The sequence below is a fragment of the Kitasatospora sp. NPDC001660 genome (assembly GCF_053596725.1).
The window spans coordinates 195,647-218,877 of the sequence record NZ_JBSFGU010000009.1; the positions used below are offsets into that span (position 1 = coordinate 195,647).

The following is a 23,231-nucleotide window of genomic DNA, read 5'->3' on the forward strand; positions in this document are numbered from 1 at the left end:
TTTGGCACCTCTGGCTCGGATCCCGTTGGAGGGCGGGGGCTTCATCCTGGTCGAGGCGCCGGGTGCGGCGGAGGGGCCGGTGAAGGCCGGCCGCGTCAGTGATGCCATTCACGACCTGCCCGGGAGTCTGCAAGGGGCGTTGGAACCTGTCGCCGAGGCGGCCCGGGCCACACTCGACCAACTGCGCAAGGTCGGCCCGGACGGGATCGCCGTCGAGTTCGGGATCGACCTCGCGGTCGAGGCCGGAGCCGTGATCACCAAGGGCAGCGCCAACTGCCACCTGACGGTGACCCTGATGTGGGAGAAGAACCGTCCCGGCGACCCGGGCACTGAGCGTTCGGACATGTTCAGTGGACTGCGCTGACAGAGGGCCCGACAGGGGCCGTACGCCGGAACTGCTGAGCGCCATCGCCCAGGTCCTTGGACCGGACGGTGAGGTGGCCGGGGTCGGTTTCCTGGTTGCCGAGGGCCTCCTGGCCACCTGTGCGCACGTCGTTCGTGCTGCCGGAGCCGGGCCCGGTGAGGGGGTGCAGCTGCTCTTTCCTCATATGGAAGGCGCGCCGCGGGTTGAGGGACACGTCCTGGCGGAGGCGTGGCGTGATCCTGGAGGCGAAGACGTGGCCGTCGTTCGCCTGGACAGCACCTCGGCGGATATGACGGCCTTGCCGTTGGGTTCCTCGGCGGGCTGCCGGGGCCACCAGGTGCGCTCGTTCGGGTTCCCCGTCCAGGCCCCGCCGGGTGGGCACTTCGGCTTCGGTGTGGCCGGTGATCTGCTGCCGGCCACCGAGGGCAGGGGAGTGCACCTGCAGTTGACCACGGCCAACGACCTGACCACCGGGTTCAGCGGTGGGCCGGTCGTCGACGAGGTGACCGGGCTGGTGATCGGCATGCTCACCGAGATCACCGCCCCCGACGAGTACGGACGGGGGCAGGGCATCGCCTATGTCACGCCGACGCAGGTGCTGCGGGAGATCTGGCCCGAACTGGCCGTGCAGGAGGTGTGCCCCTATCGGGGGCTGGAGCCGTTCACCGCGAAACACGCCCGCTGGTTCGAGGGCCGAAAGGACGCGGTACGGCAGGCGCTGGGCAACCTGGCCCAGCAGCGGCGGCTGACGCTGCTGCTGGGGCCTTCCGGCTCGGGCAAGTCATCCTTGATCCAGGCCGGTGTCCTGCCCGCGCTGGCCGCGGGCGAGCTGCCGGGCAGCGACCGGTGGCTGCCCGTGACCGCCCGACCGCGGCAGGACCTGCTCGCCGAACTCGAACGCGCCGGACTGCCCGGGGCCACCACGGACGGGATCGCCGCGGCCGTCACCCGCAGACTCGCGGCCGACCCGACCCGTCAGCATGTCCTCCTGGTCATCGACCAGTTCGAGGAGTTCCTCGTCCCGTCCGCCGACGGTCGGCAGCAGGACCGCCTGGCTGTCACGGACCAGCTCACCGCGCTGGCCGACTCCTCTGCCCAGCTGAGCGTGATCCTGGTCATGCGTGACGACTTCTATCCCCAACTGGCTGCTTGGGCCCCCAAGTTGCTTGAGGCTGCGTTGCCGGGGCTGCTCAATCTGCCGGCCTCCCTGAGCCGGGACGACCTCCGCGACATCATCGCCCTGCCCGCCCAGGACGTGGGCGTCCACTTCGAGTCCGGACTGCCCGAGCGGATCATCACCGACGTCCTGGCCACCACCCCCGAGGGAGCGGTGACCGGGCAGGCGCCCGTCACAGTGCTGCCGCTGCTGGAGCTGGCGCTGAGCCAACTGTGGCAGCGGCGGCAGGACGGGTATCTCACCCATGACGCCTACCAGCGCGCCGGCGGAGTCACCGGGAGCCTGACCACCTGGTGTGATTCAGCGCTCAATCAGCTGCCTCCCGATCATCTGCCCATCGCGCAGCGGATCCTGACCTCTCTGGTGCGACCAGCGGAGCCCGGATACCAGATTCCCGCCATCCGTGAACAGATCCCCCTGCAGGAACTGCGCGAGTTGGCCGTTCCCGGCACCGACGCCGTTCCCGGCACCGACAAAGCCATCGATGACGTCGTCGCCGCCCTCACCAGCCACCGCATCATCGCCACGTACACACCCCGCACCTCTGAAGGCCCGGATGTCCCCGGCAGGCCGCCAGTGGCCGAACTGATCCACGAGGCACTCATCCGGGACTGGGGCACGCTGCACGACTGGGTGGACCAGGACCACCGCTTCCAGGAATGGCTCGCGACCACTCGCAACCGGTACTCCAACTGGGCCGAGGGACACGACCCCGGAGACCTGCTCACGGGCAAAGCACTCGCCGAAGGCCTCGAATGGCCACAGCAACGCCATCTGCCAAGCGACATCGCCGCCTACCTCACCGCCAGCCAACTACGCCAACAGGCCGCCATCCGACGCAGCAGACGCCTCAACACCATCCTGGCCTCCGTGCTTGTCCTCGCACTGGTCGCCGCAGCAGCGGCCTTCTGGCAGTGGCGGAAAGAAGTCACCCAACAGCGGGTAGAGCTGTCCCATCAGCTCGCCGGCCAGTCCGACACCCTGATCAGTGCGAACCCCGACCTTGCCTCGCTGCTGGCCATCGCGGCGTACCGCACCAGCCACACCCCGCAATCCATCGAAAGCCTGGACAACGCCGCAGCCCTCCCGCTCCAGCGGCGCTTGACCGGCCACAGCAACTACGTGAACTCGGTGGCGTTCAGTCCTGACGGGCGCGTCCTCGCCACCGGCAGCGGCGACAAGACCGTGCGGTTGTGGGACGTGCCCACCGGCACCGCCCGGGCCACCCTCGCCGGCCACACGGGTGGGGTGTACTCGGTGGCGTTCAGTCCTGACGGGCACACCCTCGCCACCGGCAGCGCCGACCAGACGGTGCGGTTGTGGGACGTGGCCACCGGCGCCGCCCGCGCCACGCTCACCGGCCACAGCAACTACGTGAACTCGGTGGCGTTCAGTCCTGACGGGCACACCCTCGCCACCGGCAGCGCCGACCAGACGGTGCGGTTGTGGGACGTGGCCACCGGTACCGCCCGGGCCACGCTCACCGGGCACACCGACGCGGTGGGCTCGGTGGCGTTCAGTCCTGACGGGCGCGTCCTCGCCACCGGCAGCGGCGACCGGACGGTGCGGTTGTGGGACGTGGCGACCGGTACCGCCCGGGCCACTTTCGCCGGCCGCACCGACGCGGTGGGCTCGGTGGCGTTCAGTCCTGACGGGCACACCCTCGCCACCGGCAGCTCCGATGACACGGTGCGGTTGTGGGACGTGGCCACCGGTACCGTCCGGGCCACGCTCACCGGGCACACCGACGCGGTGGGCTCGGTGGCGTTCAGCCCTGACGGGTACGTCCTCGCCACCGGCAGCTCCGATGACACGGTGCGGTTGTGGGACGTGGCCACCGGCACCGCCCGGGCCACGCTCGCAGGCCATACCGGGGACGTACGGTCGGTGGCGTTCGGTCGTGACGGGCACGTCCTCGCCACCGGCAGCGCCGACCGGACGGTGCGGCTGTGGGACGTGGCCACCGGCGCCACCCAAGCCACGCTCACCGGCCACACCGACGCGGTGGGCTCGGTGGCGTTCAGTCCTGACGGGCATGTCCTCGCCACCGGCAGCTCCGACCGGACGGTGCGGTTGTGGGATGTGGCCACCGGTACCACCCGGGCCACGCTCGCGGGCCATACCGGGGACGTACGGTCGGTGGCGTTCAGTCCTGACGGGCGCACCCTCGCCACCGGCAGCGGCGACCGGACGGTGCGGTTGTGGGACGTGGCCACCGGCGCCGCCCGCGCCACGCTCACCGGCCACAGCAACTACGTGAACTCGGTGGCGTTCAGTCCTGACGGGCGCACCCTCGCCACCGGCAGCACCGACAAAACCGTGCGGTTGTGGGACGTCGAGACCAGTACCGCCCGCGCCCCTCTCACCGGCCACACCAGAGGGGTGTGGTCGGTGGCGTTCAGCCCCGACGGGCACACCCTCGCCACCGGCAGCACCGACCAGACGGTGCGGTTGTGGGACGTGGCCACCGGCACCGCCCGCGCCACCCTCGCCGGCCACACCAGAGGGGTGTGGTCGGTGGTATTCAGTCCTGACGGGCGCACCCTCGCCACCGGCAGCGCCGACCAGACGGTGCGGCTGTGGGACGTGGCGACCGGTACCGCCCGTGCCACGCTCACCGGCCACACCGACGCGGTGGGCTCGGTGGCGTTCAGCCCTGACGGGCGCGTCCTCGCCACCGGCAGCGCCGACCAGACGGTGCGGCTGTGGGACGTGGCCACCGGTACCACCCGGGCCGCTCTCGTCAGCCATACCGGGGACGTACGGTCGGTGGCGTTCAGCCCTGACGGGCACGTCCTCGCCACCGGCAGCGGCAACAAGACCGCTCGCGTGTGGGATGTCGTTCTGCCCTCGCCTGCCGAAGCCATCCAGAAGATCTGCCGGACCGTCAACCGCAGCCTCACCCCAGAGGAACGGGCGGCGTACCTGTCCGGCCAACCAATCGATCCCGTATGCCGAGCGGGCTGACGCACCATGGGCGGATCGCCGATCGGAGAGGTGGCGAAACGCCGTGAAGCGAGCAAGCACTTCCTGCCTACCCGGCGGAAGTGGGCGCAGCCGCGGCTACCGGGTTCCGCCGATGCCGTGGGCGATGGACGCGGGTGAGCGGGACGAGCTCCGCACCGCCAGTCCGGCGGCGCCGCCACCAGGTGGGACGGCGCCGCCGACAGTGCGTGCGGCGCGCGTATCCGAGTGTGACGCCGGTCTCGACCCGGGGTGATCATCTGCACACAAAGCTGCGGCGGCACTGCGCTCAGTAGTGGACAAATCGCCCTAAATCACCACGAAACCGTGAGCCCGCTCACACTCGAACGGGGTCCACGACGGGCGATAGTGGCTGCACCCTGGCGCCACCCGCAGGCCCGAGCGCGACATCTGTGCAGCTCGGCGACGTTGGGCGGCCGTGGAGCCCGCTCCGTGAATCGACGCCGACCGCCACCGAATACGACGGCGGATCGTAACAAGGGGGTCTTGTCGACGGTCGATTCCCCCTGGCAACAATTGCTCCACGCAGCCACACCGGCTCCTGTCCCGCCGGATGTGGTTCACCGCCGAGTCGCACCCCGTGACCAATTCGGCCCCTGTCCGGCCATGGTCGAGGCGGGGTGTGACACCGGCCCAACCCGATTGAGGTCTTGCTCTACATGCCCGCTATCAAGCTCTGTATGCGCACCTCTGCCGCGATTCTCGCCGGCGCCGCCGGTCTGACCGCCCTGGGTGCCGCCGTGGTCCCCGCCGCCGCCTCCGCCGACACCCCTTCCCCGCAGGCCATCGCCGCCCGGATGGTGCCGGCGGACCAGCTCGCCTCGTTCAGCCAGATCATCTCCCACGAGTCCGGCTGGAGCGTGACGGCGACCAACCCGAGCTCGGGCTCGTACGGCCTGGGCCAGGCGCTGCCGGCCTCCAAGATGGCCTCGGCCGGCGCGGACTGGAAGACCAACCCGGCCACCCAGATCAAGTGGGCGCTGGACTACATGAACTCCCGCTACGGCAGTCCGAACGCCGCCTGGGCGTTCTGGCAGACCCACCACTGGTACTGAGCCGGCCGGTCGGCTCGCCGAACTCCCACCCATGACCTTGATCACTCTGCCCCTCACCCCGGGGGTCGGACAGGGACCATCGGGATGACCCGAAAGGGCCCGTGCCCGCGCGATCCGCGTGGCACGGGCCCTTTCGCGGTTCCACCGCCTGCCCCGCGCCATTCGTCCGCCCGCCGTCTGTCCGTCCGCCTGCCGGTGCGGCTTGCCGCGCGTGGCCTCTTGACTTGAGATCAGCCAAAGATTTGCCATGATTTTGATGGGGATTTCACTGGATGGCTCATCAAATGCGATATCATGGCAAAATTTTAAATCCACTTTTCATGGATTGTGCTTGCCGATCCCATGGCTCGGATCGACGATGGATTGAGGGGGAATCGTAGGAAGGTTTGATCATGGGACTCCTCGAAAACCTTCGTGGCCTCGTTAGCTGGGGTGGCGAGGGTGATGACCGCGGCGACTTCGGAGGCCGTGGTTTCGACGAAGGAGAGCGCGGAGACTTCGAGCACGAAGGCGGCCGCGGAGGCTACGAAGACTACGGCGACTACGGTCGCGGCGGCGGCTGCGGCGACTGACGTCCGCAGTGGCCGAATGATTCCATTCCGTTGCGACAGCAGGCCGGGCATGTTGCGTGCCCGGCCTGCTGTTCGCCTGCCCGGTCCGTCCGGTCCGCGCCACCCGGCGGGTTTCAGGCCCGGGGCGGGGTTCGGCAGGGCGACCGTTGCCGGGCGGCAAGCGGGAAGACCCTGAGATGACGCGAAAACGGACCCTCCGGGGGCTGCTCGTCGTCGAGAGCTCCGACGCCCTGGTCGCCGCGGCACCGCCGGTCCCGCTCCGGGAGATCTTCCGGCGCTTCTGGCCCTACACCAAGGGCGGCCGCCGCTGGCTGGTGGTGCTGCTGGTCCTGGTCGTGGTGGGCCCGGCGATCGAGGGGGCGGAGGTCTGGCTGTTCAAGATCGTGATCGACGACATGCTCGTCCCGCACAGGCTGAACCTGTTCCTGCCGATCGCCTCGGCGTACGCCGGGCTGGCCCTGCTCTCCGGGGCGCTGGGCTTCGCCCGCCGGGTGACCTCCACCTGGGTCAGCGAGCGCTTCCTGCTCATCCTGCGATCCGACGTGTTCCGGCACCTCCAGGGCCTGTCGCTCGGCTTCTTCGAGCGTCGGCAGCTCGGCGACGTGCTGTCCCGGGTGACCGGCGACGTCGACGCGGTCGAGACCTTCCTGCTCTCCGGGATCGTCAACGCGCTCAGCCAGGCTGCGCGGCTGGGCATCTACGTCGGCCTGCTGCTGGCGCTGCGCTGGGACCTGACGCTGACCGCACTGGTTGCGGCGCCGCTGTTCCTCCTCACCGCCCGCCGCTTCGCCAAGCTCATCCGGGCGGCCTCGCGCGAACGGCGCCGGCGCGGCGGTTCGATCAGCGCGGTCACCGAGGAGGCGCTCGGCAACATCGCACTCGTCCAGGCGTACAACCGCCAGGACTGGGAGCACACCCGGTTCCAGCGCGAGAGCATCGGCCGGTACCACGCCGCGATGGCCTCGACCCGGATCGGAGCGCTCTACGGACCGACGGTCGAGTTCATCGAGCTGCTCGGTGCCCTGGCGGTGATGGGCCTCGGGACCTGGGAACTGGTCCGTGGCCGGCTCACCCTCGGCGGCCTGATGGTCTTCCTCGCACTGCTGAGCCGGCTCTACGGCCCGATCCGGGGCATGTCCGGGCTCGGCAACACCTTCTACAGCGCCTCCGCCGCCGCCGAGCGCATCATCGAACTGCTCGACCAGCGCCCGCAGGTCGTCGACCACCCGACCCCGCGGGCGATCGGCCGGGCCCGGGGCGCGATCGAGTTCGACGACGTGACCTTCTGCTACCCGGAGGCGGCAGCGCCCGCGCTGTCCGGGGTGTCCTTCAAGGTGGCGCCGGGGAAGACGCTGGCCCTGGTCGGTGCGAGCGGCGCGGGGAAGTCCACCGTCGCCAAGCTGCTGCTCCGCTTCTACGACCCGACCTCCGGCGCGGTCCGGCTCGACGGTGTCGATCTGCGCGACCTGTCGCTCACCGAACTGCGCGAGAACGTCGCCGTGGTCCTCCAGGAGACCCTGGTCTTCCACGGCACCGTCCGGGAGAACATCGCGTACGGGCGACCGGAGGCGACCGAGGCCGAGATCCTGGCGGCCGCCAGGGCGGCGGACGCCCACGAGTTCGTCAGCCTGCTGCCCGACGGCTACGACACCGTGGTCGGCCAGCGCGGACGACTGCTCTCCGGCGGCCAGCGCCAGCGTCTGGCCATCGCCCGTGCGATGATCCGGGACGCGCCCGTCCTCGTCCTGGACGAACCCGCCACCGGCCTGGACGCCGAGTCGACCCAGCGGATCATGGGCCCGCTGCACGTGCTGATGGCCGGCCGCACGACGATCATCATCTCGCACAACCTGCTCACGGTTCGCGACGCGGACCAGATCGTCCTTCTCGAACAAGGCGGGCTCGCTGCCCACGGCACCCACGAGGAACTCCTCGCCCGCAGCCCCGCCTACGCCGGCCTCCACCAGCTCCACCACCCGCGGGGCGAGTCGGTGAGGATCGTCCCCTGAGTCTTCGGCCCGCTCGGCGTTCCTGCCGCGTCACCGGTCGGGCGGGTGCCATTCGAAGAGCAGGATGGTCGCGTCGTCCTGCAGGTGGTCGGGCTGGTGGTCGAGGATGTCGTGCATGAGCAGCCGCAGCACCTCGGCCGGGCGCTGGCCGGCGGCGGAGGAGCGGATGATGAAGTCGGTGAACTGGTCGAGGCCGAACTCCGCACCGTCCGCGCCGCGTGCCTCCACGATGCCGTCGGTGTAGAGCAGGACGCGGTCGCCCGGTTCCAGGGTCGTCCCGTGGACCTGTCGGGCCGTCCGGGCGAGGTGGTCGGCCAGGCCGATCGGGGGCTGCGGGGGGCTGTCCAGCGCTCCGTCGACCACGCGCTTGCCACGGATCAGCAGCGGCGGCGGGTGACCGCAGTTGACCCAGTGCAGCACGCCGGTCTCCGCGTCGAGCCGGCACAGCACGCCGGTGCAGAAATGCTCGGGCAGCCACTGGCCGAGCGCCCGGTCGACGCGGCCGACGACATCGGCCGGGGAGCCGCCGCCGCGGCGGGCGTTGCGCGCCGCCGCCATGGCGACCGACGTGGTCAGGCCGGCGGTCAGATCGTGACCCATGGAGTCGAGGATCATGGCGTGCAGCACGTTCTTGATCACCGAGTGGTCGAAGGCGTCGCCGGCGATGTCGTACGCCGGTTCCAGGACCGCGGTCGAGACGCACCTCCTGCTGCCGACGGTGTGGGGTGGCAGGAAGGCCCGCAGCATCTCGGCGGGCAGCCCCATGGCCGTGGTGCGGGTGAGGGCGGCGAGCCAGTCGCTGTAGCCGCGCTTGGAGGTGATCAGCATGGCGAACAGATGGGCCAGCATCCGGCTGCGGCGCATCCGCACCCCGTCGAGCGAGGAGGTCCGCACCGCCAGCACGCCCAGCCGCTCCGCACCGTCGACCATGGGCATCCAGACGATCATGCCGTCGTCGGCGTCGACCACCCGCGGGGAGATCGTGCGGTATGCCCAGCCGGCCGACGAGTCGTCCACCGGCAGCGGCTCCAAGGCCTCGTCGAGGGGGACGAGCAGCCGTTGTTGCAGGTCGACGACGTAGATCAGCGCGGTGTCCAGGCCGAGGGCCACGGCGCACCGGTTCGCCAGGGCGGGCAGTTCGACCGGCAGGGCCGTCTGCGCCTCGATGATCAGCTCTTCCAGCCGGTTCTCGTCGACGGCGGTGTCGGGACCGGTGGACGAGTGCGGTGGGTCCGGCACGGGGATCACCCCTTCCGTGCCCAGTCTCACACCGATCCCGGCCCCTCTCACGTCAGGCACGATCGCGCCGGGTGCGGCCGCGGCAGCACCCCGGCCGCCACGGCATCGGCACCGGCCGGCGCGCCGGTGCCGTTCGCGGCCCGCGTGAACGCGCGGCCGTCCGTGGTCGCACCGCGCTTTGCCGAAACGAGAGGTTCGGCGGACCGTATCGGAACCACGGCCGGGGCCCGTACGTCGTAAGACCCGGTAGGACCAGGCGATCGGTGGGGGGCTGCGCGCCCACCAGGCACGTTAGGCTGCCTGGCCAGAGGGGGAGCGGCCTGGTGCCGCCAACGGACGACCGTCGGGACGGGCGCCCCGCCGAGGGGGTGCCCGCGCCGACCTGCCACGGAGGTACTGGCCTTGCACATCGACGCCTGGATCGAGAGCGTCCCCCCGGGCGCGGTGTACGCCCTCGTGGGCCTGATCATCGGGCTGGAGTCGCTGGGCGTCCCGCTGCCCGGCGAGATCGCGCTGGTCACGGCGTCGCTGATGGCGGTCAAGGGGGTCGTGAGCCCGTACGGCATCGCCGGGGTGGCGATCGCCGGCGCGATCATCGGCGACTCGATCGGCTACTCGATCGGGCGCAAGGGCGGCAAACCGCTGTTCGAGAAGCTCGGCCGCAAGTTCCCGAAGCACTTCGGGCCGGCCCACCTGGCCACCGCCGAGCGGTCGTTCCAGAAGTGGGGCATGTGGGCGGTCTTCTTCGGCCGGTTCATCGCGCTGCTGCGCATCTTCGCCGGGCCGCTGGCGGGCGCGCTGAAGATGCCGTACTGGAAGTTCCTGATCGCGAACGTGCTGGGCGGCGTGATCTGGGCCGGCGGTACGACACTGCTGGTCTACAAGGTCGGCAAGAGCATCGAGCCGTGGCTGTCCCGCTTCTCGTGGGCCGGTCTGGCGGCGGCCGTCGTCGTGGGCGCCGTCTCGGCGTGGGTCATGAAGCGGCGGGCCGCGAAGGCGCACGCCGCGCACGAGGCGGCGGAGGCCGCGACCGTCAAGGAGCCGGTGGCGGACTGACGCCGAGGTGGGACCGGGGTGGCGTTGGGTTGACGGCAGGGTGACGGCTGGTCAACACCGGGTTGACGGCGCTCGGCCGTGCGGTCGGGGTGCGCAGTAGCATCGGCGGGCAACCGCTGATCATGCACCCCACGCACCACCCCGAGCACTGGAGGCCCCGATGACGCAGCCGATCTGGGACGCCGTGGACGCGTACTTCTCGGAGAAGCTGGTCGGCCCCGACCCGGCGCTGGAGGCCGCGTCCGAGGCCGCCGACGCGGCCGGTCTGCCGCCCATCGCCGTCGCCCCGAACCAGGGCAAGCTGCTGCACCTGCTGGCGCTGAGCATCGGGGCCCGGCGGGTCCTGGAGGTCGGCACGCTCGGCGGCTACAGCGCGATCTGGCTGGCCCGCGCCCTGCCGGCCGACGGCACGCTGATCACCCTGGAGATCGACCCGAAGCACGCCGAGGTGGCCCGCGGGAACCTCGCCCGTGCCGGGCTGGACAAGGTCGCCGAGGTGCGGCTCGGCAGCGCCCTCGATTCGCTGGCCGCGATCGGGGCGGAGGGCGCCGAGCCCTTCGACCTCGTCTTCATCGACGCCGACAAGGTCAACAACCCCGCGTACTTCGCCTGGGCACTCAAGCTGACCAGGCCGGGCGCGCTGATCATCGTCGACAACGTGGTGCGCGACGGCGCCGTCGCGGACGCCGACAGCACCGACGCCGCCGTCGTCGCCACCCGTAAGCTGCACGACGTGATCGCGGCCGAGCCGCGGGTCACCGCGACGTCCGTGCAGACCGTCGGCAGCAAGGGCTACGACGGCTTCACGCTGGCGCGCGTGCAGAGCTGAACAACCCGCAACGTGGAGGACCCTGTGCGAATCGGACTGCTGGGCACCGGCCCCTGGGCGGAGCGGGTGCACGCGCCCGTCCTCGCCGACCACCCCGGGCTGGAGTTCGCGGGCGTCTGGGGGCGGCGCCCCGAAGCCGCCACGGCGCTCGGTGCGGCGCACGGGGTCCCCGGGTACGCGGACCTGGACAAGCTGTTCGCCGAGGTGGACGCGGTCTCGATCGCGCTGCCGCCCACCGTCCAGGCCGACCTCGCGGTGCGCGCCGCCGAGGCCGGCTGCCACCTGCTGCTCGACAAACCGGTGGCGCTGACCGTCCCGGACGCGCGCCGGACGGCCGAGGCGGTCAAGCGGCACGGCGTCGCGTCCGTCGTCTTCTTCACCGTCCGCTTCGGCGGCGACCAGATCCCGTGGATCGAGCAGCAGGCCGCGCTGGGCGGCTGGTTCACCGGCCGCTCGGACTGGCTCGGCTCGGTGTTCGCCCCCGGCAGTGGCAGCCCGTACGCGGCGTCGCCGTGGCGGCAGGAGAAGGGCGCACTGTGGGACGTCGGCCCGCACGCGCTGTCCGTGCTGCTGCCCGTGCTCGGCGACGCGACGCACGTGACGGCGGTGGCGGGCCCGCTCGACACCGTCCACCTGGTGCTGCGCCACGCGGGCGGCGCGTCCAGCACGCTGGCGCTCAGCCTGACGGCGCCGGTCGCGGGCGGGGGCACGGGCATGGAGATCCGCGGCGAGCACGGCGTGGCCCACCTCCCGGAGCGCGGCGAGGGCCCGATCGCGGCCCTGCACCGCGCCCTCGACGCCCTCCAGGACTCCGCCCGCACCGGTGAACCCCACGCGTGCGACGCCGACTTCGGCGCGCGCGTGGTCGAGATCCTCGCCGCCGCCGAGCGCTCCCTGGACTCGTCGGCGCCGGTCGAGGTCTGACCGAGGCCCGGCGGGTCCGTCGTGGCTCGTCTTCGTGGGGCCCGTCAGCGGGTCGGCCGAGATGATGCGAGTCGGTCGACGTCATACGACGTCAGGCGGGTGGCAGGGGCGGCAGGGGCGGCAGGGGTGGCTGGGGCGGGCGGGGCTGGTCGGGGCGGCGGTCGGTGGGGCGGGCCGGGGGGATGACGGGGGCGCGGAAGTCGCGGGGGCCGGTCCAGAGGGCGGGGACGGCGTCGCTGCGGCGGGCGAGTTCGTAGGCGAGGGCCTCGTAGTTGACGCGCCAGCCGTGGAAGTGGGGCCAGGCGTCCTCGACCGCGCGTTCGCGGTGGAAGCCGGCGGCCGTGATCATCGCGACGGCACCGAGGTACTCGGCGTAGGTGAGGCGGATCGGGATCGCAGGGTCCGGGTCGGGGTCGAAGTCGATGCGCAGCGCGCGGGCGATGTCGCGCATCGCGGTGAAGCCGGCGCGGATCACCAGACGCGCCTCGGGCGGCGCCGTGCGCGGACAGAGGGCGAGGTGGAGGGCGGCGGCGTCCATGACCGCGATCAGGCCGACGACCCAGCTGCGGTTGGGCTGCGGGGAACGGAAGGAGAGCAGCACCGGGTAGTTGGAGTGGCTCTCGCCGATGTCGGCGGCCAGCCGCTCCCAGTCCCGGTAGAGCTGGGGCAGGGCGGTCTCGGTGTCGACGAGGGACTGCCGGGCGAGCAGCTCCGGGCCCCAGACCGGTTCGCCGGCCCGGGACTGGAGCAGGGTGACCTCGGTCTCGCGCCGCTGGTAGGCCGCGTAGAGGGTGGGCAGGTAGGCGATCTGCAGGGCGATCACCAGTGGACCGCTGGCGGCGGCCATGAAGTCGATCACGGACAGGTGCAGGCGCTCGCCGCTGGCGAAACCGAGCGTGAAGAGGCTGGACCCGGCCTCGCGGAAGGAGACGGACCAGCTGAGCTCCGACGTGCCGTGGAGCAGCAGCATGTACGCGAGCAGCATCCCGCTGAGCCACACCCCGAGCATGCCCAGCAGCACGAACGGTGCCAGCCAGGTGAGTGTCCGGTCCTGCGCCCGGTACGTGCCGAACGGCGCCGCCCAGAGCCGCAGCACGGTCCGGAGCGTCGCCCAGAGCCGGAACACCAGGGCCGAGTACAGGCCGCGCGGGACGACCAGCGTGCGCAGGATGCTGCCGATGACGAGCAGGAGCAGGAGCACTCCGGCCACGGTGTGGATCAACCTCATGCGGCCATTCTGACGGTCGTCCAGGTCAGGCGCGGAACGGGGCGCCGTCGGCGGCGGTTCAGCGGACGGCGTCGTACGCGGTATGACCATGATCACACCGGTTTGGTGCCGCCCTGGTGGGGTCCCGAGCGCGTCTATGTGTTCCAGGGGGTCTGTTTCACCAACGGATCGGAGACCGGACTGTGCGTTTACACCAGGGCTGCGGGGACGAGGAGAAGCAGCCCGGACGTCGGCGACGGCGTCCGCTGCGGCGGATCGACTACCCGCGCAGAGGGCGGCGCGGGGTCCGCCGCTGGCTTCCGTCCTGGCGGCAGCTGCTCCTGGTCTCCGGCGCCGGGACGGCGGTGCTGACGGGGCTGACGGCCTGGTTGTACGCGACCACCGAGGTGCCCGAGGACCTGAACGCCTTCGCCACCCAGCAGAACAACGTCTACTACTGGGCGGACGGCACCGAGATGGCCCGGGTCGGCGAGACCAACCGCCAGGAGGTGCCGCTCGACCGGGTGCCCGAGCCCGTGCAGTGGGCGGTGCTGTCCGCGGAGAACGAGACCTTCTACTCGGATCCGGGGATCTCGCTCTCGGGCATCGGCCGGGCGGTCTGGGCCATGGCCTCGGGCGGCGACACCCAGGGCGGCTCGACCATCACCCAGCAGTACGTCAAGAACGGCTACCTGAACCAGCGCCAGGACGTCTCCCGCAAGCTCCGCGAGGCCGTCATCGCGATCAAGCTGGACCGGCGGATGAGCAAGCGGGACATCCTGGCCGGCTATCTGAACACCAGCTGGTTCGGGCGCGGCAGCTACGGCATCGAACGGGCCTCCGCCGCGTACTACGGGAAGGACGTCTCGCAGCTGAACCCGAGCGAAGGGGCCTTCCTGGCGGCCCTGTTGAAGGGGGCCGGGCAGTATGATCCGGCGCTCGGCGCGGACAACCGCAAGCGGGCCGAGGAGCGGTGGTCCTGGATCCTGGACCGGATGGTGAAGGCGGGCAGGCTCTCCGCCGCCGAGCGCGCCGGGTACACGGTGTTCCCCGAACCCCGGCCCCAGCCGAAGGCGGCGGGGCTGAGCGGCCAGGTCGGTTACCTGGTGGACATGGCCAGGAACTACGTGGAGGGCCACAGCGACATCACCCCGGCCCAGTTCGACCTCGGCGGCCACCAGATCTTCACGACCTTCGAGAAACCGAGGGTCACCGCCCTGGCCGCGGCCGTGCAGGAGGCCACCAAGGGGATCGACCCGAACAGCCGCGAGGCCGACAGGCTGCTGAAGGTCGGCGCCGCCTCGGTGGCCCCGGACGGGCGGATCGTCGCGCTCCACGGCGGCCCGGACTACCTGAAGCAGGGCTTCGACAACGCCAACACCTCGACGGTGCCGATCGGTTCGGCCTTCACCCCGCTGGTGTACGCGGCCGGGCTCGGCCAGGGCGTGCAGCACCAGCGGGGCGGCAGCCGTACGCCGGTGACGCCGGCAACCGTCTACAACGGCGACAACGGGGTGAACGTGATGACCCCCGAGGGGCCGTACTGGGGACGGGACGGGAAGATCGCGAAGACCGCCAACGACGGCGGGCGCAGCTGGGGCCCGGTGAGCCTGCGCAGCGCGGTGGAGCAGTCCGTCAACGGGCCGATGATGCAGCTCGGCATGGACGTCGGCCTGGACCGGGTGCAGCAGACCGCCGCGGACCTGGGCCTGCTGCCGAGCAGCATGGGTGAGCTGGTGCCGGCCTTCGGCGTCGGGAACTCCACGCCGAGCGCGATCAGGACCGCCGGCGCGTACGCCGCCTTCGCGGCCCGCGGCAGCCACACCGACCCGTACTCGGTGCTGCGGATCACCCGCAACGGCGAGCCGCTCGCGCTGCAACTGCCCACCGCTGTACAGGCGCTGAGCGCGGCCGCCGCGGGCGAGGTCGACGCGGCGCTCAAGGGCGCGGTCCGGGGCGGGAGCGCGAAGGCGGCGGCGGAGGCGGGACCGGGTCTGGCCGCGAAGCCCGGCACCACCGTGGACCGCACGGCGGGGTGGTTCGTCGGCTACAACGGGCAGGTGTCCACGGCGGTGACGGTGTTCCGGGCGGACCTGAAGGACATGAAGCTGCTCTCGCTGGAGGGGCTCGGCGGGGCCGCCCCGGACACCCCGGACTCCGAGCTGCCGGCGCGGATCTGGACCTCGTTCATGAAGGCGGCCGGGTAGGGCTCACGGTGTCCACGGCTCGCGCCGGGCCACCAGGCCCGGCGCGACGGCCCTCAAGGTCACACGGGCGGCATCAGGTCGCTCTCGCTGATGGTGTACGTCAGCAGGGGGTAGATGAAGTCCGTTTCATTGTTCTCACGGCGCCGTAGTTGGCAGAACTCGCGCCTCTGATCATCGTCGGCCGACATGAGGCGCGCACCCTGCGGGAGGTGTGCATGCCCGTCGCGAAACCGAACGAAGGTCCTCGACGCCGTTGAACCCTTGAAGCTCTCACGGGGCTCGACAGCCGGGCAACGGGTTGAGCGTGCTGGTGCTGGGGCGGCCCTGACGGTCATTTGACGAGGCGGGACCAGTCGGCAGGCTGGCCCGGGTCGAGCTGCCGGAGCTTGTCGAGGACCTTCGGGTCCTGAGCGTCCAGCCAGTCGGCGACCTGGCGGAAGGAGACGCAGCGGACGCCGTCCCGCTTGCAGACGCTCTTCATCACGTCCTCGATGGCCTGCATGTAGATGCCGCCGTTCCAGGTCTCGAAGTGGTTCCCGATGAAGAGCGGGGCCCGGCTGCCGTTGTAGACCCGCTCGAAGCCGGCCAGGTAGCTGTCCCGGGCCTCCTTCTCCCAGGCCGGGTACTTCTTCGGGTCGCCCTTGGCGCTGTCCCCGGACTGGCCGGCGAGGAAGTTGTAGTCCATCGAAAGGCCCTGCGAGGACCTGGCGGGGAACGGCAGCAGCTGCAGCGGGAAGTTCCAGATGCCGTTCTTCTTGACGGGCCAGACCTGGAACTCGCCTTTCGAACTGGCGTCGTAGCGGAAGCCCGCGGCCTTCTCGGCCGGGAGCAGGGCCTTCTGGCCCTCCAGGCAGGGGGCGCGACCACCGACCAGCTCCTTGGTGTAGTCGAAGGGCAAGGGCGGGAGGTCCTTGTAGCCGGTGTTGGTCTTCCAGTTGGCGACGAAGGAGACGGACTGGTCGAGTTCGCTCTTCCACTCCTCGGTGCTCCAGTCGCCGCCGCCCTTGGGCCCGCAGAAGTGGCCGTTGAAGTGGGTGCCGATCTCGTTGCCGTCCTGCCAGGCCAGGCGCAGCTGCTCCAGGGTGTCCTTGATGTGGCCGTCGGTGGCGAAGTCGATCGAGGCGGCGCCGGCGTCGTGCTGCGGCGGGTGGTAGAGCGTGCGCTTGGACTTGGGCAGGGTGTAGATGCCGGTCAGGAAGAAGGTCATCTGGGCGTCGTTCTCCACGCCGAGTTTGCGGAAGCGGGAGAACAGGTGTTCATCGCCTTCGAGCGCGCCGTCCCAGGAGAAGACGACGAACTGCGGCGGCTTCTCGCCGGGTTTCAGCTTCTCGGGCGTGGGTTGCTTGGGCTGGGGGCCGGTGTAGGAAGTCGAGCCGTCGCCGAGAACCTTGACCTGGCCGTCCCAGGGCGGGGACGCGCTGGGGGAGGGGGCGGGGGTGTCGTCGGTCGGGTCGGGTGCGGGACTCGCGGGAGTGGTGCCGGCGGCGGTGGGTCTGCCCTGCGAGTCAGGGCCTCCCGCGACCAGGGCGAGGGCCGTAATGACCCCCACCGCCAGCAGACCGGTTGTGCCGCGAGCGTTCCGCACCGTACCTCCGTGAGTAGATTGACAGTTCGATCACCAGAACACTCTGATCAACGCCTGTCGACGTGAGGTGGGTTGCATCCGCGGCAGTGAAATCTTTGAGCAACTTCCTTATGGTTGAAGGAAGCTGAGTTGCCGTCTGAAAGCTTCGGCGGACGCGCGGGTGTAGAAGCGCCTGATCCGGTCCGAGGAGCCTGGCGCACGGAGGTACTCGCGGCCGGCGTGGTCCCAGATGCCCCAGCATTCGAGGAGGAGGAAGTGGGGGCTGCGGGAGTCGATCAGGCGGATCTCGTAGGTGTCGGTCACGAGGTCTCGTTTCTGTGCACCCAGCTCAGGGCTCGGTCATAGGAGTAGAAGCGGAGGGGCTCGGGCCGGGGCGGGAGGGCGCGCACCAGGCGGCGGGTCCGGTGGCTGTAGATGACCCAGGTCGGGTGCGGGGTGTTGGCGGCGCGGACGATGGAGAAGCGGCGGACGGTCACCGGCGGGCCACCTGGATGAAGCCGCCGGCCTTCTCGACCTGCCGGGAGAACTCGTGGAACTCGCCGTCGATCGGCGAGATCGTGGCTTTGCCCGGGACGAGCAGCGCGCCGGATCGGGCGGTGCGGATGTGCTGGAGAGCGACCTGGAGCTTGGCTCGGTGCTCCGGGGAAGTGTTGAGGTCGTCGTCCACGACGGTGAGGCAGACGCCCCAGTTGAAGGCGAGGGCGTACTCCTCGCAGCTCCGCATCTCCAGTTCGGGGAAGCCGGAGCCGGTCTTGGCCAGGTAGATCACGGCCTGGAGGCGTTCGAGGGCCTCAACTCGGGGGGCGTGCAGGGTGCGTGGGGGCTTGCGGCTGTTCAATGTCCGCTCCTTTCCGTAGTTGGATGACTACCGGGAGCGCCCACTGTTGCCTAAGCTGGGCAACCGTTCAACTTGTCTGCGTATCAAGTGGAATTGGATGTGGGCTGTGAACCGCAAGGAACTTGATCCAACGTCATCCCCTCGTGAGGCCTTCGGTGCGCTACTTCGCAGCTCACGCGAAGCGGTTGGCTGGACCCAGGATGACCTGGCCGAAGCCATGAAGTACTCGGACAGCTACATCTCGGCCGTGGAAACGGGCCGCAAGTCCACCAGTCGTGACTTCGTCAGGGCGGCCGACAAGGCGCTCGGGACCGGCCAGACGCTGGAGTTGATGTGGGTCGGGATGAGGAGGAAGGGGTTCCTGGAGGGCTTCCCGGAGCACGCTGCGCAGGAGGCGCGTGCGTCGGAGATCAGGATCTATGAACCGAATCTCATCCCTGGACTGCTCCAGACCAAGGCCTATGCTTCCGCGATCGAGGCGGCTGCGGTGCAGCGAGGAAGCAGTGCGCCGGACCAGGCTGACGAGCGAGTGAAGTTCCTCCTCACGCGGCAGCGGCTGCTCAAGCGTGCTGTGCCGCCGGTCATCCACGCGGTGATAGATGAGAGTGGCCTCTATCGCCAGGTGGGTGGTGCAGCGACAATGTGCGCACAGCTGGATCATTTGGCTGAAATGGCCGCAAAGCCTTACGTGATCCTCCAGGTGGCCCCGTTCAGCTTGGCTGAGCACGCCCCGTTCTGGTCGTTCGTCACTCTGCTGACCTTTGCCGACCGCTCTGTGGTCGGTTACACGGAATCTGCGGATCAAGGCTTCGTCGTGCGGGAAGACGGGACTGTCAGGGCATGGGAAAGGGCCTACGATCGGTTGCAGGTGGAAGCGCTGACCAGAGCAGCGACCCTTGACCTGATTCGCAAGGCCCGAAAGGAACTTTGACCCATGACCCGCCCAGACCTGTCCTGCGCTTCCTGGTTCAAGTCGTCGCACTCCGGTAACGGCGGTTCGTGTGTCGAGGTCTCGCCCGACTTCCCCGGGGTCGTTCCCGTCCGCGACTCGAAGGACCCGGAAGGGCCCGCGCTCGTCTTCCCCGCCGACGTGTGGCGGTCTTTCATTGCCGCGATTGCTGCCAGCGAGTTCGGCGAGATCTGACACGCGACGGGGGTGGGCGGGCCGAGTGGTCCGGCCCGCCCACCCCCGGCTCAATCAATCCATCGGCCAGGAGTCCGCCGGGGTGTCCAGCCATGCCTGGTGGCCCTCAGGTGTGACGGTGAGTCCGAACCGGTCGGGCCCGGGTCGGCCGTTGGCGACCCACCACAGGTGGGCCGCTTCGATCTCAGTCGCACGTCAGTTGTCGCTCATCCTGGCGTGTATGCGTACGACATCTCCGGGCTTTGGCCAACCTGACCGGTGTCCCCTGGACCGCCCGGTCCGGGGGCTCGTCTCATTGACAGGGGGAGCGCCGGGATGAATGCTAAGCAAGCGCTTAGTCAACGACACGGAACCGACGCCACCCCCCAAGGAGCCGCCCGATGCCCGAGACCCCCGCCGATCCGCCCGGCCTGGATCTGGGCCGCCTCCGCGCCCACCTGGACCGTGAGCTGCCCGGCCTCGTCCAGGGCCCTCTCGGTGCCTCCCTCATCGAGGGCGGGCGCTCCAACCTCACCTACGTCCTCACCGACGGCTCCTCCCGCTGGGTCCTCCGCCGACCGCCTCTCGGGCACGTCCTCGCCACCGCCCACGACATGGGGCGCGAGTACCGCGTCATGACCGCCCTCCGGGACACCGACGTGCCCGTCCCGCGCACGCTGCTCCTCGACCCCGCCGCCGACGTCCTCGGTGCGCCCTGGTACCTCATGGAGCACGTCCCCGGCGCCGCCCACCGGGACGCCGCCCCCCTCGCCGCCCTCGGCGAGGACCGTGTCCACGCCCTCGGCCGCCGCCTCGTCGCCACCCTCGCCGCCCTCCACCGGATCGACCCGGCGGCCGTCGGCCTCGCCGACTTCGGCCGCCCGGACGGCTACCTGGAGCGCCAGCTGCGCCGCTGGTCCACCCAGCTCGCCGCCTCCCGCAGCCGTGACCTGCCCGAGCTCGACAGGCTCCACGACATCCTCGCCAAGCGCAGGCCCGCCTCTCCCGCCCCCGCCCTCGTGCACGGCGACTACCGCCTCGACAACGTCCTCGTCGACGACAGCGACGCGATCACCGCCGTGCTCGACTGGGAGATGTCCACCCTCGGCGACCCGCTCACCGACATCGGCCTCCTCGTGATGTACACCGAGGTCGCCGGCGTCGGCGGCGGCATCATCCCGGCCGCCATGACCGCTCCCGGGTTTCCCTCCAGCAGCGAAATGGTCGCCCACTACGCCGAGTTGACCGGCCGCCAAGCCGCCGACCTCGACTGGTACGTCGCCTTCGCCGCCTTCAAGCTCGCCGTCGTCGCCGAGGGCATCCACTACCGCTACCAGCAGGGCCGCACCCTCGGCGCGGGCTTCGAGCGGGCCGGTGAGATGGCCCCGATCCTCGCCCGGTACGGCCTGACCACCCTGAAGGAAGACTGATGGACTTCGCCTACGACGCCCGCACGAACGTCCTCCGCGAGCAGCTGCTCGCCTTCATGGACGAGCACGTCCACCCCGCCGAACCCGTCCTGGAGGAACAGCTCGCCGACCCCGCCCGCCCCGCCTGGAGCGTCCCGCCGATCGTCGCCGAGCTCCAGGCGGAGGCCCGCAAGCAGGGCCTCTGGAACCTCTTCTTCACAGACAAGCACAGCCTCCCCGGCGAGCAGGGCGCCGGCCTCACCAACCTCCAGTACGCCCCGCTCGCCGAAATCACCGGCCGCAGCCCCCAGTTGGCCCCGCCCGCGCTCAACTGCGCCGCCCCCGACACCGGCAACATGGAACTGCTCGCCCAGTTCGGCAGCCCCGAGCAGCGCGAGCGCTGGCTGCGCCCCCTCCTCGACGGCGAGATCCGCTCCGCCTTCGCGATGACCGAGCCCGAGGTCGCCTCCTCCGACGCGACCAACATCGCCACCCGCATCGAGCGCGACGGCGACGAGTACGTCGTCAACGGCCGCAAGTGGTACATCACCGGCGCGATGAACCCGCAGTGCCGGATCCTCATCGTGATGGGCAAGACGGACCCCGCCGCCGCCAAGCACCGGCAGCAGAGCATGATCCTCGTGCCGCGCGACACCCCCGGCGTCACCGTCAAGCGCGGCATGAAGGTCTTCGGCTACGACGACTCCGACCACGGCGGCCACGCCGAGGTGCTGTTCGAAGACGTCCGCGTCCCGGCCGCCAACCTGATCGGCGAGGAGGGCGCCGGCTTCGCCATCGCCCAGGCCCGCCTCGGGCCCGGCCGCATCCACCACTGCATGCGCGCCATCGGCATCGCCGAGCGGGCACTTGAGCTGATGTGCCGCCGGACGGTCGAGCGCGTGGCCTTCGGCCGTCCGCTCGCCGACCAGGGCGTCGTGCAGGACTGGATCGCCGAATCCCGGGTCCGCATAGAGCAGTTGAGGCTGCTCGTCCTCAAGACCGCCTGGCTGATGGACACCGTCGGCAACCGCGGCGCGCACACCGAGATCCAGGCCATCAAGATCGCCACCCCGCGCACCGTCGAGTGGATCCTCGACAAGGCCGTCCAGGCCCACGGCGCCGCCGGCGTCAGCCAGGACACGCCGCTCGCCCAGCTCTGGGCCGGCAACCGCACCCTGCGCCTGGCCGACGGGCCGGACGAGGTGCACAAGCGCTCGCTGGCCCGGCGGGAGCTGAACAAGTACATCTGAGCCAGGAGACGTCATACCGGGGTAGTAGTGGGTGACTTGGCACCCCGGTATGACGGCCTCGGACCCTCCTCGCCCGTACCGTCGCTCGCATCGGAACACGAACGAGGAGGAACGGCGATGAGCGGGCGGGGACGGGCCGTGGCGGCGGTGCTGCTGGCGGCGACGGCGACGTTGGGCGTGGTCGGCGCACCGGGCGCGGTGGCGGCACGGGGGGAGAGCATCGGGCAGCAGGCCCGGGCCTGGCTGCCGCGGCCCACCGGGCCGTACCCGGTCGGCACGACGGCCCTGCGCCTCACCGACGACCGCCGGGACGACCCCTGGAAGCCCGGGCGGCACCGCGAGCTGATGATCAGCTTCTGGTACCCGACCACCCGGCCCGCCACCGGCTCCGACCGCGCGCCGTACATGGTGCGCGACGCCGCGGACCACTTCGGCAGCGCCGGGAGCGTTGGCCAGAGCGACTACGGCTTCGAGCCCGGCCGCACCGACTGGGCCGCGATCCGCACCCACGCCCGCACCGACGCGCCCGCCCTCCCCGGCAGCAAGCGGCCCGTCGTGCTGTACTCGGCGGGCTTCGGCGACCCGCGCACGTGGGGCACCGGCCTGGTCGAGGACCTCGCCTCGCGCGGCTACGTCGTCGTCACCGTCGACCACACCTACGACGTCTCCGAGGTCGCCTTCCCCGACGGCGACCTCGCCACCTCCGTCTTTCCGGCGCTGATGGCCCAGCCCGGCCTCGACATCGGTGCCCTCCTGCGCAAGACGCTGCAGACCCGGGTCGACGACACCCGCTTCGTCCTGGACCAGCTGGCCGGGCTGCGCCAAGACAAGCAGCTGCCGGCCGGCCTCGCCGCCTCCCTCGACCTCGACCGGATCGGCATGGTCGGCCACTCCGGGGGCGGTTCCGCCGCCCTCCAGACCATGCACGACGACCCCCGTCTCAAGGTCGGCGTCAACCTCGACGGCCAGCTGCACTTCCCGGGGCCGGACGGCACCGGCGTCCACCTGACCACCGTCGCCGAGGACGGCCTGACCCGGCCGTTCCTGCTCATGGGCACCCAGAACCCCGACTCCGGCAGCTACCACCAGCAGCCAGGCTGGGACGCCCTGTGGCAGCACAGCCCCGGCTGGCACGCCGACGTCACCCTCACCGGCTCCCGCCACAGCTCCTACACCGACGCCCAGTCCCTGCTGCCCCAGCTCGCCCGCCAGGGCGCGATCAGCCCGGCGAAGCTGAACGACGACGTCGGCGACGTCCGCCCCGACCGCGCGGTGCTCGCCACGCGCTCGTACGTCGCGTCGTTCTTCGACCGCTGGCTGCGCGGCCACGACGACCACCTCCTGGACGGCCCGTCGCCGCGCTTCCCGGAGATGGTGTACGAGCGGTAGTCAGGGGCCGGGC

The 23,231-nt window shown here is 70.8% G+C and carries 20 protein-coding genes; 14 read left to right on the forward strand and 6 right to left on the reverse strand.

What is annotated here, in order from left to right; all coding sequences use genetic code 11:
• The first annotated feature begins 1 nt into the window (after position 1).
• From ACWCXH_RS13250 to ACWCXH_RS13270, 5 genes are all read left to right on the forward strand, one after another.
• A complete protein-coding gene (locus ACWCXH_RS13250; protein WP_449801519.1) occupies positions 2–364 on the forward strand; it encodes a CU044_2847 family protein in 363 nt (120 codons plus the stop codon).
• Positions 351–4,508: an nSTAND1 domain-containing NTPase gene (locus ACWCXH_RS13255; RefSeq protein WP_449801520.1), complete on the forward strand. Its 4,158-nt coding sequence runs from the start codon at positions 351–353 to the stop codon at positions 4,506–4,508. The genes ACWCXH_RS13250 and ACWCXH_RS13255 overlap by 14 nt, the downstream gene beginning before the upstream one ends.
• 698 nt (positions 4,509–5,206) lie before the next feature.
• Positions 5,207–5,581: an aggregation-promoting factor C-terminal-like domain-containing protein gene (locus tag ACWCXH_RS13260; RefSeq protein ID WP_449801521.1), complete on the forward strand. Its 375-nt coding sequence runs from the start codon at positions 5,207–5,209 to the stop codon at positions 5,579–5,581.
• 392 nt (positions 5,582–5,973) lie between these two features.
• On the forward strand, positions 5,974–6,153 hold the full coding sequence (locus ACWCXH_RS13265; protein WP_449801522.1) for a hypothetical protein: 180 nt from the start codon (positions 5,974–5,976) through the stop codon (positions 6,151–6,153).
• Between the two features lie 176 nt (positions 6,154–6,329).
• Positions 6,330–8,162 (forward strand): ABC transporter ATP-binding protein, encoded by a 1,833-nt coding sequence (locus ACWCXH_RS13270; RefSeq protein WP_449801523.1) that lies wholly within the window; start codon positions 6,330–6,332, stop codon positions 8,160–8,162.
• Between the two features lie 30 nt (positions 8,163–8,192).
• Here ACWCXH_RS13270 and ACWCXH_RS13275 read toward each other — a convergent pair whose 3' ends face one another.
• On the reverse strand, positions 8,193–9,410 hold the full coding sequence (locus ACWCXH_RS13275; protein WP_449801564.1) for a PP2C family protein-serine/threonine phosphatase: 1,218 nt from the start codon (positions 9,408–9,410) through the stop codon (positions 8,193–8,195).
• Positions 9,411–9,803: 393 nt separating this feature from the next.
• On the opposite strand from ACWCXH_RS13275, the gene ACWCXH_RS13280 reads away from it, so the two are divergent.
• From ACWCXH_RS13280 to ACWCXH_RS13290, 3 genes are all read left to right on the forward strand, one after another.
• On the forward strand, positions 9,804–10,457 hold the full coding sequence (locus ACWCXH_RS13280; RefSeq protein WP_449801524.1) for a DedA family protein: 654 nt from the start codon (positions 9,804–9,806) through the stop codon (positions 10,455–10,457).
• A gap of 160 nt (positions 10,458–10,617) precedes the next feature.
• A complete protein-coding gene (locus ACWCXH_RS13285) occupies positions 10,618–11,286 on the forward strand; it encodes an O-methyltransferase (protein WP_449801525.1) in 669 nt (222 codons plus the stop codon).
• 24 nt (positions 11,287–11,310) lie between these two features.
• Positions 11,311–12,210: a Gfo/Idh/MocA family protein gene (locus tag ACWCXH_RS13290; RefSeq protein WP_449801526.1), complete on the forward strand. Its 900-nt coding sequence runs from the start codon at positions 11,311–11,313 to the stop codon at positions 12,208–12,210.
• Positions 12,211–12,301: 91 nt separating this feature from the next.
• Here the strand turns inward: ACWCXH_RS13290 and ACWCXH_RS13295 are convergent, their stop codons facing one another.
• Positions 12,302–13,438, reverse strand: a complete 1,137-nt coding sequence (locus tag ACWCXH_RS13295; protein ID WP_449801527.1) for a hypothetical protein — start codon at positions 13,436–13,438, stop codon at positions 12,302–12,304.
• A 182-nt stretch (positions 13,439–13,620) separates the two neighbouring features.
• On the opposite strand from ACWCXH_RS13295, the gene ACWCXH_RS13300 reads away from it, so the two are divergent.
• Entirely contained in the window at positions 13,621–15,624 is a 2,004-nt protein-coding gene (locus ACWCXH_RS13300; RefSeq protein ID WP_449801528.1) for a transglycosylase domain-containing protein, read from the forward strand.
• Between the two features lie 331 nt (positions 15,625–15,955).
• Here ACWCXH_RS13300 and ACWCXH_RS13305 read toward each other — a convergent pair whose 3' ends face one another.
• From ACWCXH_RS13305 to ACWCXH_RS13320, 4 genes are all read right to left on the reverse strand, one after another.
• Positions 15,956–17,209: a hypothetical protein gene (locus ACWCXH_RS13305; protein ID WP_449801529.1), complete on the reverse strand. Its 1,254-nt coding sequence runs from the start codon at positions 17,207–17,209 to the stop codon at positions 15,956–15,958.
• Between the two features lie 108 nt (positions 17,210–17,317).
• Complete coding sequence (locus ACWCXH_RS13310; protein ID WP_449801530.1) at positions 17,318–17,512, reverse strand: hypothetical protein; 195 nt, start codon at positions 17,510–17,512, stop codon at positions 17,318–17,320.
• Positions 17,509–17,685: a hypothetical protein gene (locus tag ACWCXH_RS13315; protein WP_449801531.1), complete on the reverse strand. Its 177-nt coding sequence runs from the start codon at positions 17,683–17,685 to the stop codon at positions 17,509–17,511. The genes ACWCXH_RS13310 and ACWCXH_RS13315 overlap by 4 nt, the downstream gene beginning before the upstream one ends.
• The gene (locus tag ACWCXH_RS13320) at positions 17,682–18,047 is read right to left on the reverse strand and encodes a hypothetical protein (RefSeq protein WP_449801532.1); all 366 of its coding nucleotides are present in this window, start codon (positions 18,045–18,047) and stop codon (positions 17,682–17,684) included. The genes ACWCXH_RS13315 and ACWCXH_RS13320 overlap by 4 nt, the downstream gene beginning before the upstream one ends.
• Positions 18,048–18,153: 106 nt before the next feature.
• On the opposite strand from ACWCXH_RS13320, the gene ACWCXH_RS13325 reads away from it, so the two are divergent.
• From ACWCXH_RS13325 to ACWCXH_RS13345, 5 genes are all read left to right on the forward strand, one after another.
• A complete protein-coding gene (locus tag ACWCXH_RS13325; protein ID WP_449801533.1) occupies positions 18,154–18,978 on the forward strand; it encodes a helix-turn-helix domain-containing protein in 825 nt (274 codons plus the stop codon).
• 3 nt (positions 18,979–18,981) lie between these two features.
• On the forward strand, positions 18,982–19,191 hold the full coding sequence (locus ACWCXH_RS13330) for a DUF397 domain-containing protein (RefSeq protein ID WP_449801534.1): 210 nt from the start codon (positions 18,982–18,984) through the stop codon (positions 19,189–19,191).
• Between the two features lie 380 nt (positions 19,192–19,571).
• Complete coding sequence (locus ACWCXH_RS13335) at positions 19,572–20,600, forward strand: phosphotransferase family protein (protein ID WP_449801535.1); 1,029 nt, start codon at positions 19,572–19,574, stop codon at positions 20,598–20,600.
• On the forward strand, positions 20,600–21,829 hold the full coding sequence (locus tag ACWCXH_RS13340) for an acyl-CoA dehydrogenase family protein (protein WP_449801536.1): 1,230 nt from the start codon (positions 20,600–20,602) through the stop codon (positions 21,827–21,829). Before ACWCXH_RS13335 ends, ACWCXH_RS13340 begins: the two co-directional genes overlap by 1 nt.
• Positions 21,830–21,946: 117 nt before the next feature.
• Positions 21,947–23,218: an alpha/beta hydrolase family protein gene (locus ACWCXH_RS13345; RefSeq protein WP_449801537.1), complete on the forward strand. Its 1,272-nt coding sequence runs from the start codon at positions 21,947–21,949 to the stop codon at positions 23,216–23,218.
• The last annotated feature ends 13 nt before the right edge of the window (positions 23,219–23,231 follow it).

Coding starts and splice junctions, on each gene's coding strand:
- ACWCXH_RS13260 (WP_449801521.1), top strand. CDS start 5,207: ATGCGCACCTCTGCCGCGATTCTCGCCGGCGCCGCCGGTCTGACCGCC.
- ACWCXH_RS13265 (WP_449801522.1), top strand. CDS start 5,974: ATGGGACTCCTCGAAAACCTTCGTGGCCTCGTTAGCTGGGGTGGCGAG.
- ACWCXH_RS13270 (WP_449801523.1), top strand. CDS start 6,330: ATGACGCGAAAACGGACCCTCCGGGGGCTGCTCGTCGTCGAGAGCTCC.
- ACWCXH_RS13285 (WP_449801525.1), top strand. CDS start 10,618: ATGACGCAGCCGATCTGGGACGCCGTGGACGCGTACTTCTCGGAGAAG.
- ACWCXH_RS13295 (WP_449801527.1), bottom strand. CDS start 13,438: ATGAGGTTGATCCACACCGTGGCCGGAGTGCTCCTGCTCCTGCTCGTC.
- ACWCXH_RS13330 (WP_449801534.1), top strand. CDS start 18,982: ATGACCCGCCCAGACCTGTCCTGCGCTTCCTGGTTCAAGTCGTCGCAC.
- ACWCXH_RS13335 (WP_449801535.1), top strand. CDS start 19,572: ATGCCCGAGACCCCCGCCGATCCGCCCGGCCTGGATCTGGGCCGCCTC.
- ACWCXH_RS13340 (WP_449801536.1), top strand. CDS start 20,600: ATGGACTTCGCCTACGACGCCCGCACGAACGTCCTCCGCGAGCAGCTG.
- ACWCXH_RS13345 (WP_449801537.1), top strand. CDS start 21,947: ATGAGCGGGCGGGGACGGGCCGTGGCGGCGGTGCTGCTGGCGGCGACG.